The 12,697-nt window shown below is 60.2% G+C and carries 13 protein-coding genes; 9 read left to right on the forward strand and 4 right to left on the reverse strand.

Features of this window, described 5'->3' with window-relative positions:
- Positions 1 to 7: 7 nt before the first annotated feature.
- The 7 genes from AC0IYH_RS11855 (at position 8) to AC0IYH_RS11885 (ending at position 7,534) form a co-directional block, all read left to right on the forward strand.
- Complete coding sequence (locus tag AC0IYH_RS11855) at positions 8 to 1,036, forward strand: Gfo/Idh/MocA family protein (RefSeq protein ID WP_471834469.1); 1,029 nt, start codon at positions 8 to 10, stop codon at positions 1,034 to 1,036.
- 128 nt (positions 1,037 to 1,164) lie between these two features.
- Positions 1,165 to 1,341 carry a hypothetical protein gene (locus tag AC0IYH_RS11860; RefSeq protein WP_163034651.1) on the forward strand — a complete coding sequence of 59 codons (177 nt, stop codon included), beginning with the start codon at positions 1,165 to 1,167 and terminating at the stop codon, positions 1,339 to 1,341.
- Positions 1,342 to 1,389: 48 nt separating this feature from the next.
- Complete coding sequence (locus AC0IYH_RS11865; RefSeq protein WP_116630481.1) at positions 1,390 to 2,319, forward strand: sugar ABC transporter substrate-binding protein; 930 nt, start codon at positions 1,390 to 1,392, stop codon at positions 2,317 to 2,319.
- 65 nt (positions 2,320 to 2,384) lie between these two features.
- The gene (locus AC0IYH_RS11870; protein WP_116630482.1) at positions 2,385 to 3,938 is read left to right on the forward strand and encodes a sugar ABC transporter ATP-binding protein; all 1,554 of its coding nucleotides are present in this window, start codon (positions 2,385 to 2,387) and stop codon (positions 3,936 to 3,938) included.
- 31 nt (positions 3,939 to 3,969) lie between these two features.
- On the forward strand, positions 3,970 to 4,992 hold the full coding sequence (locus tag AC0IYH_RS11875) for an ABC transporter permease (RefSeq protein ID WP_094952516.1): 1,023 nt from the start codon (positions 3,970 to 3,972) through the stop codon (positions 4,990 to 4,992).
- Between the two features lie 360 nt (positions 4,993 to 5,352).
- Positions 5,353 to 5,757 (forward strand): TraR/DksA family transcriptional regulator, encoded by a 405-nt coding sequence (locus tag AC0IYH_RS11880; RefSeq protein ID WP_010564800.1) that lies wholly within the window; start codon positions 5,353 to 5,355, stop codon positions 5,755 to 5,757.
- Positions 5,758 to 6,301: 544 nt separating this feature from the next.
- Entirely contained in the window at positions 6,302 to 7,534 is a 1,233-nt protein-coding gene (locus AC0IYH_RS11885; RefSeq protein ID WP_471834645.1) for a methyl-accepting chemotaxis protein, read from the forward strand.
- A 3-nt stretch (positions 7,535 to 7,537) separates the two neighbouring features.
- Here the strand turns inward: AC0IYH_RS11885 and AC0IYH_RS11890 are convergent, their stop codons facing one another.
- From AC0IYH_RS11890 to AC0IYH_RS11900, 3 genes are all read right to left on the reverse strand, one after another.
- On the reverse strand, positions 7,538 to 7,774 hold the full coding sequence (locus AC0IYH_RS11890; RefSeq protein ID WP_116630484.1) for a DUF2789 domain-containing protein: 237 nt from the start codon (positions 7,772 to 7,774) through the stop codon (positions 7,538 to 7,540).
- A 74-nt stretch (positions 7,775 to 7,848) separates the two neighbouring features.
- On the reverse strand, positions 7,849 to 8,079 hold the full coding sequence (locus AC0IYH_RS11895) for a hypothetical protein (RefSeq protein ID WP_116630485.1): 231 nt from the start codon (positions 8,077 to 8,079) through the stop codon (positions 7,849 to 7,851).
- Between the two features lie 110 nt (positions 8,080 to 8,189).
- The gene (locus tag AC0IYH_RS11900; RefSeq protein WP_165842723.1) at positions 8,190 to 8,465 is read right to left on the reverse strand and encodes a hypothetical protein; all 276 of its coding nucleotides are present in this window, start codon (positions 8,463 to 8,465) and stop codon (positions 8,190 to 8,192) included.
- 419 nt (positions 8,466 to 8,884) lie between these two features.
- On the opposite strand from AC0IYH_RS11900, the gene AC0IYH_RS11905 reads away from it, so the two are divergent.
- Both AC0IYH_RS11905 and AC0IYH_RS11910 read left to right on the forward strand, forming a co-directional pair.
- The gene (locus tag AC0IYH_RS11905) at positions 8,885 to 9,334 is read left to right on the forward strand and encodes a hypothetical protein (RefSeq protein WP_177411987.1); all 450 of its coding nucleotides are present in this window, start codon (positions 8,885 to 8,887) and stop codon (positions 9,332 to 9,334) included.
- A gap of 132 nt (positions 9,335 to 9,466) precedes the next feature.
- Complete coding sequence (locus AC0IYH_RS11910; RefSeq protein WP_471834473.1) at positions 9,467 to 10,483, forward strand: ABC transporter substrate-binding protein; 1,017 nt, start codon at positions 9,467 to 9,469, stop codon at positions 10,481 to 10,483.
- Positions 10,484 to 10,498: 15 nt separating this feature from the next.
- On the opposite strand, the gene AC0IYH_RS11915 is transcribed toward AC0IYH_RS11910, so the two are convergent.
- On the reverse strand, positions 10,499 to 12,625 hold the full coding sequence (locus AC0IYH_RS11915; RefSeq protein WP_471834475.1) for a TonB-dependent receptor: 2,127 nt from the start codon (positions 12,623 to 12,625) through the stop codon (positions 10,499 to 10,501).
- Between the last annotated feature and the right edge of the window lie 72 nt (positions 12,626 to 12,697).

Consider the following 12,697-nt stretch of genomic DNA (forward strand, 5'->3'; position numbering starts at 1 on the left):
TAAATGTATGCGAATCGGACTAGTCGGCTACGGCCACGGAGGGCGCTTCTTTCATGCGCCGCTTATTGCAACACTGCCCGGCGCAACCTTCGTCGGAGTAGTCACCCGTTCCCCCGAACGCCGCCAGCAGTTAAATACCGACCACCCAGGCATCCCGGCCTTTGACAGCATCGGCCAGATCGTCGAAGCCGGCGTCGACGCCCTGGTCATCTCCACCACCCTCAAAGGCCGCCCGGCGCTGGTGCTGGAAGCCATCGAACACGGCGTCGCAGTGGTCAGCGACAAACCTTTCGCCGCCAACGCCGAACAAGCCCAGGCCCTGATCACTGCCGCCGAGCGCCATGAAGTATTGCTAAGCGTCTACCAGAACCGCCGCTGGGACTCGGATTACCTGACCTTGCGCAAACTTATCGACGCCGGCGCCTTGGGCACCATCACCCGCTTCGAATCCCGTGTGGAACGCTACAGCCCGCAGGCGGTGGGTAATGCCAGCGGCGGCGGGTGGCTGCGCGACCTCGGCAGCCACTTGGTCGACCAGGCGCTGCAACTGTTCGGCCCGGTCGACCGGGTGTTCGCGCAACTGCAGTTCACGCCTGAATACCCTACGCTGGACCACGGCTTCTTCGTTTCCCTGACCCACGCCAACGGCGTGATTTCCCATCTATGGGGTAATGCCCTGCAAAACAGCCAGGCCCCGCGTTTTCGCGTCAGTGGCAGTTTGGGCTGCTACACCGTGGAAGGGCTGGATGGCCAGGAAGAGGCGCTGATGGCCGGCAAGTCGCCGAAAACCGAGGGCGAACACTGGGGCGCCGAGGAGCATCGGCGCTGGGGCTGGTTCGAGCAAGGTTCGGAGCGCGAACGCGTGCCGTCGGAGAAAGGCTGCTGGACGCAGTTCTATCGCCAGTTGCAAACCGCCGTGCAAGGGCAGGGGCCATTGCCGGTAAACGCCTATGACGCGCTGGAAACCACCCGTATATTGGACGCCGCACGCCTGAGCGCCGAGCGCCAGCAGGTGGTTTCAACAAAAATAGAATAAAATTCTAAAACAGGTTGATATGGAAATTATTTTCCAATAAAGTCTTTTCCAGGTTGCATAAAGTACGTCCAGGGCTCGACCCCGGCGACTCAACAAAAACAAGATCAAAAACAACCAGGTACCGTCAGATGAAAATCTTCAACGCTGTACTGCGAGTTTTACGCCCTGCCCACACGCCACGCGGTCTGCCCCGCGCTCGGCCGTTCTACTTCTCCTTCCTTAATGTGCTGTGCGTCGAAAACCATGGCGCGCTGGTCTGCTGCATCCCTGGCGCGCCGGTCGTTCGACTGCCCGCCGAGCTCTGATAAACGCAACGTCCAAAAAACCAACAAGAAAGTGGAGACAGACCGTTCATGAAGACCCCGATCCGTTTTACCGCACTGGCTTTATCCATGCTGCTCGCCAGCGGTGTGGCCTCGGCCGCTGACCTGAAGATAGGCGTGAGCATGTCCGCCTTCGATGACACCTTCCTGACCTACCTGCGCGAGGACATGGACAAGCAAGCCAAGTCTTACCCCAAGGGTGACGGCGTGCAGCTGCAGTTCGAAGACGCCCGCGCCGACGTGGTCAAACAACTGAGCCAGGTCGAGAACTTTATCAGCCAGAAGGTCGACGCAATCATCGTCAACCCGGTGGACACCGCCTCGACGGCCAACATCATCAAGGCCGCCACCGCGGCGAAAATCCCGCTGGTGTTCGTCAACCGCCGCCCTGACAGCCCGACCCTGGCCCCAGGCGTCGCGGCGGTGGTGTCCGATGACGTCGAGGCCGGCAAGCTGCAAATGCAATACATCGCCGAGAAACTCGGCGGCAAGGGCAACATCGTGATCCTGCTGGGCGACCTGGCAAACAACTCCACCACCAACCGTACCAAAGGCGTGAAGGAAGTTCTGACCAAGTACCCCGGCATCAAGATCGAACAGGAGCAGACCGGTATCTGGCTGCGTGACAAGGGCATGACCCTGGTCAACGACTGGCTGACCCAGGGCCGCGATTTTGACGCGGTGCTGGCCAACAATGACGAGATGGCTATTGGTGCGTCCATGGCCCTGAAGTCGGCCGGCAAGAAAGGTGTGTTGATTGCCGGTGTCGACGGTACGCCGGATGGCCTCAACGCGATCACCAAGGGCGACATGACCGTATCGGCCTTCCAGGACGCCAAGGGCCAGGCCGACAAGTCGGTAGAAACCGCGCGCAAGATGGCCAGGAACGAGCCTATCGAGCAGAACGTGGTGATCCCGTTCCAGCTGATCACGCCGGACAACGTCAAAGACTTCAAGTAGCCCTTACATAACAACAATAAGCCGGCAGGGCGGTCGTGCCCGCCTTGCCGATGGAGTACCTCCCTATGCTCGCTCAAGCCGCTGTGTCGCAGCCCCCCGGTATCCAGCCGTTGCCGCTGGACGAACCCTACCTGCTGGAAATCGTCAACATCAGCAAAGGCTTTCCCGGCGTCGTGGCCCTGGCCGACGTGCAACTGCGGGTGCGCCCCGGCACCGTGCTGGCGCTGATGGGTGAGAACGGTGCGGGCAAGTCGACGCTGATGAAAATCATCGCCGGCATCTACCAGCCCGACGCCGGCGAAATCCGCCTGCGTGGCAAGCCGATCGTGTTTGAAACACCGCTGGCGGCGCAGAAGGCCGGGATCGCGATGATCCACCAGGAACTCAACCTGATGCCGCACATGAGCATCGCCGAAAATATCTGGATCGGCCGCGAGCAGCTCAACAGCCTGCACATGGTCAACCACCGCGAAATGCACCGCTGCACCGCCGAGCTGCTGGCGCGCTTGCGCATCAACCTGGACCCGGAGGAACACGTGGGCAACCTGAGCATCGCCGAGCGGCAGATGGTCGAGATTGCCAAAGCGGTGTCCTACGATTCCGACATCCTGATCATGGATGAACCGACTTCGGCCATCACCGAGAAGGAAGTGGCCCACCTGTTTTCGATCATTGCCGACCTCAAGTCCCAGGGCAAAGGCATCGTCTACATCACGCATAAAATGAACGAAGTGTTTGCCATCGCCGATGAAGTCGCGGTGTTCCGTGACGGCCACTACATCGGCCTGCAACGTGCCGACAGCATGAACAGCGACAGCCTGATCTCGATGATGGTGGGGCGTGAGCTGAGCCAGCTGTTCCCGGTGCGCGAGACGCCGATTGGCGAGCTGCTGCTGTCGGTACGCGACCTGCGCCTGGACGGGGTGTTCAAGGACGTGTCCTTCGACCTGCATGCCGGCGAGATCCTCGGCATCGCCGGGCTGATGGGTTCCGGCCGCACCAACGTGGCGGAAACCATTTTTGGCATCACCCCAAGCGACGGTGGGCAAATCACCCTCGACGGCAAGCCGGTGCGCATCAGCGACCCGCACATGGCCATCGAGAAAGGCTTCGCGCTGCTGACCGAGGACCGCAAGCTCAGTGGCCTGTTCCCGTGCCTGTCGGTGCTGGAAAATATGGAAATGGCGGTGCTGCCACACTATTCGGGCAACGGGTTTATCCAGCAGAAAGCCCTGCGCGCGCTGTGCGAAGACATGTGCAAGAAATTGCGGGTGAAGACGCCTTCGCTGGAGCAGTGCATCGACACCTTGTCCGGCGGCAACCAGCAAAAGGCTTTGTTGGCGCGCTGGCTGATGACCAACCCACGGTTGCTGATTCTCGATGAGCCGACCCGTGGCATCGATGTCGGCGCCAAGGCCGAGATTTACCGCTTGATCTCTTTCCTCGCCAGCGAAGGCATGGCGGTGATCATGATTTCCTCGGAGCTGCCCGAAGTGCTGGGCATGAGCGATCGGGTGATGGTGATGCACGAGGGCGAACTGATGGGCACCCTGGACCGCGCGGATGCGACCCAGGAAAAAGTCATGCAGCTGGCCTCGGGCATGTCCGTGGTCCACTGAAGAATTGCACAGAATAAGAAGGTGATTGGCTATGAACGCAATAACAGACAACAAGCCTGCCACGGCCCCGGTCAAGAACCGCCGGCGACTGCCGACCGAGCTGAGCATCTTCCTGGTGCTGATCGGCATCGGCCTGGTGTTTGAGGTGTTCGGCTGGATCGTGCGCGACCAGAGCTTTTTGATGAACTCCCAGCGCCTGGTGCTGATGATCCTGCAAGTGTCGATCATTGGCCTGCTCGCCATCGGCGTGACCCAGGTGATCATCACCACGGGGATCGACTTGTCCTCGGGCTCGGTGCTGGCGCTGTCGGCGATGATCGCCGCCAGTTTGGCGCAGACCTCCGATTTTTCCCGGGCGGTGTTCCCGTCGTTGACTGACTTGCCGGTGTGGATTCCGGTGGCGATGGGCCTGGGTGTCGGGCTGCTGGCGGGGGCGATAAACGGCAGCATCATCGCCGTCACCGGTATCCCACCATTTATTGCGACCCTCGGCATGATGGTCTCGGCCCGTGGCCTGGCGCGTTACTACACCGAAGGCCAGCCGGTGAGCATGCTCTCGGATTCCTACACGGCCATCGGCCATGGCGCGATGCCGGTGATCATCTTTCTGGTGGTGGCGGTGATCTTCCATATCGCCCTGCGCTACACCAAGTACGGCAAGTACACCTACGCCATCGGCGGCAACATGCAGGCGGCGCGCACCTCGGGGATCAACGTCAAGCGCCATCTGATCATCGTCTACAGCATCGCCGGCTTGCTCGCAGGCCTGGCCGGTGTGGTGGCCTCGGCCCGCGCTGCGACCGGCCAGGCCGGCATGGGCATGTCCTATGAGCTGGACGCGATTGCCGCAGCGGTCATCGGCGGCACCAGCCTGGCAGGCGGGGTAGGGCGCATCACCGGCACCGTGATCGGCGCGCTGATCCTCGGCGTGATGGCCAGCGGGTTTACCTTTGTGGGGGTGGATGCGTATATCCAGGACATCATCAAGGGCTTGATCATCGTGGTAGCGGTGGTGATCGACCAATACCGCAACAAGCGCAAACTAAAGCGCTGAGTGAACTTGAAGCGGGTGAAGAGCTAAATGTGGGAGGGGGCTTGCCCCCTCCCACATTTGAAAATCACCAGGCAGTTCGAACCGTTTGTCTTCTATATAGCTCCACAAACTTGAATTTCTTGCTATAAACGCACTCCGATGACCGTTCGCCAAGCCCGTCCTGGTGCCTTTTGGGGTTATATCGGAAAAAATGCCTGTCATTTCAGTTGCTGCGCCCTCAAGTCGGCCTTAGACTGCCGCCCCTCGTAAATTGAGTGCCGGGTGGCGCTTGGAATGGACGGCGCCTTTCCGAGACCTGCAGAGGTCGGCCGGAACGCTCCCTTATTCGCCTTAATGCACGTATTTTTTATAGAGAAATCAATGACAAAGGAAAAGTTGCTGGCCATGCCGGCGGATGACTACATGAATGCCGAACAGCACGCTTTTTTCGAGCAGTTGCTGCAAGACATGAAAGTGGAACACCACGAGCGCATTGAGCAGAACCGTATCGCCATTGAAAGCCTGGACACCCCGGCCGACCCGGCCGACGCCGCTTCCGTTGAAGAAGAGCGTACCTGGCTGGTCAACGCCATCGACCGCGACCAGCGCATGCTGCCGCAGCTTGAGCGTGCCCTGGAACGCATCAAGGAAGATTCCTTTGGCTGGTGTGATGACAGCGGCGAGCCTATCGGCCTCAAGCGCCTGCTGATCAGCCCGACCACCAAGTACTGCATCGAAGCGCAAGAGCGCCACGAGCAGATCGACAAGCACCAGCGCCAAGCCTGATGCGCTGAAGCTGGGGCGCGCGCATTTGCGCCCCGGAGCAACACCGGTTACGCCCGCTCTATTGATTTGCTGCAAGCCACCCCACTAAAGGCCCATGGATAATGGCCCGATAGTGGCGTTTAATGCAGCGACAATAATGACAAGCAGCGGGGTAACGAAGATGGCTGGAGACGGATCTCTGATGGGCGCAGCAGTACCGCCGCAAACGGTGGTACGCGGGCTGCCCGGCTGGCTGACGCCGCTGCTGCAGAGCACCGCCCTGGTGCTGATCCTGCTGGGCCTGGGGTTTGCCGGCCTGCCGCTCTACCTCTGCCTGCCACTGTCCTTGCTGGTGATCTGGCTGCCCACGCTTAAACACCGCTCTGCGCGCACGGCCCCGCCCGAAGCTATCGATGCGATTGGCGAGCTGACTCGCGATCTGTCCTATACCACCAGCCACAATGCGCTCTCCGCTGCCGGCGTGGCCTTCTCGGTCAAGCAACTGGCGGCGCGCCTGCAGTCGCAATTGGGTGCGGCCAAGCAGATTGTCAGCAGCGCCGAAGTGATGATCAGCACGGAAAAGGTCACTTCTCAACTGAGTCGTCAAGCCCTTGAGGCCGCCAGCCAGGCCCACCGGCGCAGTACCGAAGGCCGTGAGGTGCTGGCCCAGTCGATTACCCGCATGCACCAGCTCAGCCAACGTGCGAATGCCAGCCGTGAGCTGATCGAAGCCTTGAGCCAGCGCAGCGAGGAAATCCAGCGGGTGACCCTGGTGATCCAGTCCATCGCCAGCCAGACCAACCTGCTGGCGCTTAACGCCGCCATTGAAGCGGCGCGTGCCGGTGAACATGGGCGCGGTTTTGCCGTGGTGGCCGATGAAGTGCGTGGGTTGGCAGGCCGTACCGCCACGGCCACCGATGAAGTCGGGGTGATGGTCGCCGATATCCAGCAGCGCACCGCCCAGGTAGTGGAGCAGATTCGCCAACTGTCGGCAGACCTGCACACCGGTGTCGAACAGGTGGAGCACGCCGGCGAGCAACTGCACAGCATCGCCAGCCTGGCCGCGGATGTGGAAGGCCAGGTCAGCGAAATCGCCCAGGGCACCGACACCAACCGCACCCAACTCGACAGCCTGTTCCATGCCGTGGAGCAAATGCGCAGCGACCTGGCCGTGAGCGACCAGCAAACCCGTCAATTGGCCGATGCTGCCGTGCAGATGGAAGGGCAAGCCGAAACCATCAGCGAGCGCCTGGCGGAAGTCGGGCTGGATGACTATCACCAGCGCATCTACGACCTCGCGCGCGAAGGCGCGAGCCGCATCGCCGAGCAGTTCGAGGCCGATGTGCAGCACAATCGCATCAGCCTGGATGACCTGTTCGACCGCAGCTACACGCTGATCCCCAACACCCGCCCAAGCAAATACCACAGCCGGTTCGACGGCTACACCGACCAGGTCTTGCCGGCGATCCAGGAAGCATTGCTGCCGCGCCACGAAGGGCTGGTGTTTGCCATTGCCTGCACGCCACAAGGTTATGTGCCTACGCACAACAAGGCGTTTTCCCAGACGCTGACCGGCGATGCGCAGGTGGATGCGGTGCAGAACCGCACCAAACGCAAATTCGAAGACCGCACCGGCATTCGCTGTGGCAGCCATCAACAGGCCGTATTGCTACAGACTTACACGCGCGACACCGGCGAGCTGATGCATGACCTGTCGGTGCCGATCATGCTCAGGGGCCGGCATTGGGGCGGGTTGCGCCTGGGCTATAAACCCGAGGCGGCCAAGGGCGGGCCCTAGAGGTCAGTGCGGTTGGTGCAGGCGCTGGTTGAGCTCATCCACCGCCATCGCCCAGTCGGCGTCTTCGCGCAGTTCTTCCTTGAGAAACTGCGCCTGCTGCGGTGACCAGAATGGCGCGTCGATGAGCTTCACGTCCTCGGGCAAAGGATGCGCGACGATAAACGCATCGATGGCCTCCGGGGATGAATCCAGGCCCAGTTGTTCGAACAGGGTTTCGAGGGTAGGGATTGGCGCGTCCATATCGTTCTCCATGCAAGGGTGGGGGGCGTTATGCATGGGAGGCTTGTGACGCTGCATAGTTCTGTTGGAAGTCTTCAGGCGTTCAGTGCGCCTGAGTCCACGGCGCTTTTCAGGGCCTGGGCGGCCTCTTTTCCGGCGATGGAAGCGGCTTCGACAGTCTTGAACCAGCGATCTTTTTCCACTTGGTGCGTGGTGATGGTGTTCAGCGGAGGCTTGGCCCGCATCACGATGACTGCCTGGAACTCGCCCTCTACCTCTCTTGCGTCGCCATGGATGAAAAATTCGCCGATATCAAATTCCGTCACGTATAGCCTTCCCTTGGAGATAACTGCACTGGTAGAAACCTGGGCCGAAGGCACAAACTTCAGTGGACGGGCCAGTATGGCAGTTGTTGCGGGTCGGCGGCGCAGTAAAGTCATCGGGGTGACGAAACGATGCCGCCGTGAGGTTCATGCAGGATGGTTTCGAGTTTTTTCGCCAGTTCGCAGGCCTGGATATGGTCACTGCGAAAGCCTTTGATTCGCCCGCTGGTCACTTCACGGATATGGAAAAAGTTTCTGCCGGCGGGTACGACTTGGTAAAGAACCGCATACGGGCACCCATCATGGCCTTGCAAGGGGTAGTATTGAGCCTCGTGCTGACTTGATGAGCGAGTACGCGAAGACATAGCGTTAGAGTGCGGACGTTGCATGGCCTGCTCCTTTCGATCTATCCAGTTGACCCATCTGTAGTGTTTTGAGTAGTTTTGACCTGTGCAGCTGTTTTAGTATTGTCGTCGGCAGCCGACGCCTGGTTCCATGCCCAGGTATGTGTTTTTGTGTTGATGTCGGAAAACTGCGTTTTTAATAGGGTTATTCTCTGAAGTTGGTCGGGCCGTATTCTCGGGCCGTTGAACCTGTGATCTCCTGTGATGCCTGATGACCTTGCACAAGGTCCATCGCGCACGCCTGTACTAGTCTTACGGCGCTGCAACGGGATTTTCTTCAGTTTTTTTTCAGTGAATGTGTGGTGTGCTCGTGCCGTGATGGCCGGTTTTTTCGTGCTGCCCGCTCTGGCGGACAGTGCTCTTTTCGATGTGGGGGCGTTTCCTTGGCAGTCAGTAATCTGGATATGCACGCGTTATTCGTGCTGGGTGATTTGCGCGCAAAGTTGGTCAAACAGTTTCAATCTCGTTTTGTTTACGTAACAGAGCAGACGCCCGAAGGCATCTATATCGCGGAAATCGATACAGAGGCGGCGTTGGTGGTCGATGACAAACAACGTCTTGAACTCAAAGTGGGTGATCACTTTCGCGCAGCGGTATTGCCCAGTCGCGAAGGCGGCAAGTTTGAATTGAAGTTCCGTGACATCAAGTTGACGGTCTATGGCCTGGGCGACTACGCCTTTGTTTCTTCGACCGAGGGCCAGGGCATCGTGTTCAAGGAAGGCCACAGCGTGATGCTGGTGTTTGCCGCCAATGAGCAACTGCAGGAAGGCCTGACCAAGACCCTCAAGGCCGTGACTGGCAAGGCCGCCAAGTGGCGCAAGGGTGAGCTGGTGACCTTCAAGGCCAGTGAGTGATTGATAAACACCGCGTATAGGCTTATCTCCCGGAACCTCTACTACAGTTGAGTTGACTTAACTATTCAGAGGCTTCGCGCATTGGCAGCAAAGCCGTCCGCTATTGGCTGCGAGATCGCGAGGTGCGAAGGCATGAAAGGATTGAGAACGCTGTTGGCTGCGGCCCTGGCAACCCTTGGGCTGTCGGTGATGACGTTGCCGGCTTCGGCCGCCGAGGCGCCGATACATTTCGCCGACCTGAACTGGGAAAGCGGCAGCCTGATCACCGAAGTGCTGCGGGTGATTGTCGAGAAGGGCTACGACTTGCCCACCGACACCTTGCCCGGCACCACCATCACCCTGGAAACCGCCCTGGCCAAGAACGACATCCAGGTGATCGGCGAAGAGTGGGCCGGCCGCAGCCCGGTGTGGGTCAAGGCCGAGGCCGAAGGCAAAGTGGTGGGCCTGGGCGATACGGTCAAGGGCGCCACCGAAGGCTGGTGGGTGCCGGAATACGTGGTCAAGGGCGACCCGGCCAAAGGCATCAAGCCGCTCGCCCCGGAACTCAAGAGCGTACAGGACCTGGCGCGTTACAAAGATGTGTTCAAGGACCCCGAATCCCCAGGCAAGGGTCGCTTCCTCAACAGCCCTATCGGCTGGACCTCGGAAGTGGTCAACAAGCAGAAGCTCAAGGCCTATGGCCTGGACGACAGCTACGTGAATTTCCGCAGCGGCTCCGGGGCGGCACTGGATGCCGAGATTGCCTCTTCCATCCGTCGCGGCAAGCCGGTGTTGTTCTACTACTGGTCGCCGACCCCGTTGATGGGCCGCTACAAGTTGATCCAGCTGGAAGAGCCGCCGTTTGATGCGCAGGCGTGGAAGACGCTGACCGATGCGGACAACCCGAATCCCAAACCCACGCGTTCCCTGGCCTCCAAGTTGAGTATCGGGGTGTCCACGCCGTTTCAGAAGGCTCACCCGCAGATTGCCGAATTTTTCGAAAAGGTCGAGTTTCCGATTGAGCCTTTGAACAAAGCCTTGGCGACGATGAGCGAGAACCACAGCGCGCCACGGGATGTGGCGCAAGCGTTCCTCAAGGAACATCCGGAAGTGTGGAAAGCCTGGTTGACCGAGGAAGTGGCGCAAAAGGTTGAGGCGAGCCTGAAGTAGCCGCTCCATCCAGCCTTAGAACCGGGTTTGTATAGCCAGCTCGAAGGTTCTTGGAGAACCCAGGTAATACGCTGGCGACACATGCGCAAACTCGGCATACACCTCATTCGTCAGGTTGCGAACCCGGCCGGTCACCGAGGTGTGCGCGTCCACCTTATAGCGCACGAAGGTTCCGAACAGCGTGTAGGCCGGTACCGTCTGGGTATTGGCGTTGTCCGCATACACCTGCGCCACATACCGCACATCCACGCCTCCTTGCCAGTCCTCGGCAAAGTCATAGGTCAGCCACAGGTTGCCGACGCGTTTGGGGACGTTGGTCGGCGTATTGCCCTTGCGCGACACCACGGCGCCGCTGGCGGTCTTCTCGTTGAACTCGTCGTACTCGGCATCCACCCAGGCAACGTTGCCTTCTGCCAATAGCCTTGGCGTGATTCGCAACGAGCTGGCCAGCTCGATACCCTTGGAAGACTGAGCGCCCACCGCAATGCTGCTGGTGGGATCCAGCGGGTCGGTGACGGCAAAGTCCTTGCGCTCGATTTTGTAGGCGGCCACGGTGGCAGAGCCTCGGCCATCGAGGTAATCGAACTTGCTGCCGACTTCCCATTGCTTGCCGGTCGACACATCGAAGACTTGGGTGGTGGTACTCGGTTGTTCGGCGGCGGTGCTGTATTGCACATACACATTGGCCGAGGGGACGAACTGGTACGTCAGGCCCACGCGGCCGGTCAGCGGTTCCCAACTGCGCTTGAAGTGCCGTGGGTTGGTGGCGGTGACCACGCGGTGGTTGGTCACATCCAGATCGATGGCGTCGTAGCGCAGCCCGGTCAGCAGCGAGAGTTTATCGGTGAGGCCCAGGCGGTTCTCCACGAACAAGGCTTTGGTGGTGACCTCGCTGGTCTTGTCCTTGCCAAAGTTTTCCCGGGTGCGCGGGATGTCGTAGAAGTGGCCGGGGTCGAAGTTGTTCGGGTCCACCGTGCTGTTGCCCGCTACATTCAGTGGCGTGTTGGTGGTGCTGTTGACCTTGTATTCGAAACCGCCGGACCAGGTGGTCGATAAGCCAAAGAGGCTGGCGTCGTGGCGCAGCTCGAACTGGTTGCCATTCTGTTCGCCCTGATGCCGCACCTGGTACGCGGTGGAGCGGTTCACTGCGCTGTTGTCGGCGTTGTACTGGTAGGTTTCCAGGTTACGGTAATCGCGCTGGCTGTCGAGGTGGTAGAGGGTGTTTTTCAGTGTGGTGCTGTCGTTGAGGCGATAGTCGATGATCGAGCGCGCCCAGATCGTACGTTGCTCGTAGCGGCCATCGGCGACGTTGTAATTGTTGAAACGGTTGTGCTTGTCGATCTTCAGCTCGCCGGCCTTGGGGTTGAGCACCGGCGTGCCCCAGTAGGGGCTGTCTTCATGCTCATCCTGATATTCCAGCGCCAGGGTATGGGACAGGTTGGGGGTGAGGTCGCTGAGCAGCGAAAACGCCAGGCTCCAGGCGTCGCGTTGATCGCGGTCGATATAGCTGTGGTTGGTATTGCGGCTCACATCCAGGCGCGCGTAATGCTGCACGTCGGCGCCGGGTTCGGTCAGCGCGTGGTTGACGCCGAAGGCCATGCCGGCCGTGTCATAGCTGCCATAGGTGAGCTGGCCCTCGGCGGCCTGTTCTTCACGGGTGGCCAGTTTGGTCACGTAGTTGAGCGAGCCGCCGACGGAACCGGCGCCGTTGATCAGCGAGGAGGGGCCGCCCACCAGTTCCACCCGGTCATAAATCCAGGCGTCCACCGGACGGGCCAACCCCGTGGCGACATTGATCCCGTTGAACATCTGGGTGATCTGGCTGCTGGTAAACCCGCGATACGACACAAACCCACCAAAACCCGGCGGCGCGCTGGCGTTGACGCCGGGCAAGGTGTTGGCCGCATCGCGGAAGGTCTTGGCGCCATGGCGCTCGATATCGCTGCGATTGGCGATCGCCACTGACGCCGGCGTTTCCCGCACGCTCAATCCCAACCGCGATGCCACACCACTGGATTGGTCCAGGGCCAGGCCGGGCTCGGCGGTTTGTTCGCCATCAATGGTGGTGGGGGCCAGCTCGATGGCCCAGGCGCAGACAGGCAGGCAGCCGAACAGGCCCGCCAACAGGGGTAAATGTTTCATGGTTGAATCCTGAAAAACTTGGCTTGAAAACAACGCACGGCCGCCGTACTTCCTCGTGGAAACGGTGGTCGG

The organism is Pseudomonas sp. AC463 (assembly GCF_979253585.1).

Coding starts and splice junctions, on each gene's coding strand:
- AC0IYH_RS11855 (WP_471834469.1), top strand. CDS start 8: ATGCGAATCGGACTAGTCGGCTACGGCCACGGAGGGCGCTTCTTTCAT.
- AC0IYH_RS11870 (WP_116630482.1), top strand. CDS start 2,385: ATGCTCGCTCAAGCCGCTGTGTCGCAGCCCCCCGGTATCCAGCCGTTG.
- AC0IYH_RS11905 (WP_177411987.1), top strand. CDS start 8,885: ATGCACGCGTTATTCGTGCTGGGTGATTTGCGCGCAAAGTTGGTCAAA.
- AC0IYH_RS11885 (WP_471834645.1), top strand. CDS start 6,302: ATGATCAGCACGGAAAAGGTCACTTCTCAACTGAGTCGTCAAGCCCTT.
- AC0IYH_RS11860 (WP_163034651.1), top strand. CDS start 1,165: ATGAAAATCTTCAACGCTGTACTGCGAGTTTTACGCCCTGCCCACACG.
- AC0IYH_RS11900 (WP_165842723.1), bottom strand. CDS start 8,465: ATGCAACGTCCGCACTCTAACGCTATGTCTTCGCGTACTCGCTCATCA.
- AC0IYH_RS11875 (WP_094952516.1), top strand. CDS start 3,970: ATGAACGCAATAACAGACAACAAGCCTGCCACGGCCCCGGTCAAGAAC.
- AC0IYH_RS11910 (WP_471834473.1), top strand. CDS start 9,467: ATGAAAGGATTGAGAACGCTGTTGGCTGCGGCCCTGGCAACCCTTGGG.
- AC0IYH_RS11880 (WP_010564800.1), top strand. CDS start 5,353: ATGACAAAGGAAAAGTTGCTGGCCATGCCGGCGGATGACTACATGAAT.
- AC0IYH_RS11890 (WP_116630484.1), bottom strand. CDS start 7,774: ATGGACGCGCCAATCCCTACCCTCGAAACCCTGTTCGAACAACTGGGC.
- AC0IYH_RS11915 (WP_471834475.1), bottom strand. CDS start 12,625: ATGAAACATTTACCCCTGTTGGCGGGCCTGTTCGGCTGCCTGCCTGTC.
- AC0IYH_RS11865 (WP_116630481.1), top strand. CDS start 1,390: ATGAAGACCCCGATCCGTTTTACCGCACTGGCTTTATCCATGCTGCTC.